The following is a 388-nucleotide window of genomic DNA, read 5'->3' on the forward strand; positions in this document are numbered from 1 at the left end:
GTATGTAACGGCCCCATAGTTGAAATTAGCGGGGCGGACCCGCGTTTCGAACCACTGAACGCGACGGCAAATCAGGATTACCAGCGCGACGGTAAAAGCTACAAAATCGTGCAGGATCCGTCTCGATTTAGCCAGGCGGGACTGGCGGCAATCTATGATGCCGAACCAGGCAGTAACCTGACGGCCTCTGGCGAAGCTTTCGATCCGACACAGCTGACGGCGGCCCATCCAACGCTTCCGATCCCCAGCTACGCCAGAATCACTAACCTGGCTAACGGGCGAATGATCGTGGTGCGCATTAATGATCGCGGCCCTTACGGCAACGACCGCGTTATTTCGCTTTCTCGCGCGGCAGCTGACCGTCTTAACACGTCAAACAACACCAAAG

1 protein-coding gene is annotated in these 388 nt (G+C 56.4%); it reads left to right on the plus strand.

What is annotated here, in order from left to right; genetic code table 11:
• A partial coding sequence (gene rlpA / locus F0Q01_RS13755; protein ID WP_163927315.1) for an endolytic peptidoglycan transglycosylase RlpA occupies positions 1 to 388 on the plus strand: 388 nt, incomplete at both ends.

It is taken from the genome of Pseudobutyrivibrio xylanivorans (genome assembly GCF_010906925.1).
GTDB lineage: Bacteria > Bacillota > Clostridia > Lachnospirales > Lachnospiraceae > Pseudobutyrivibrio.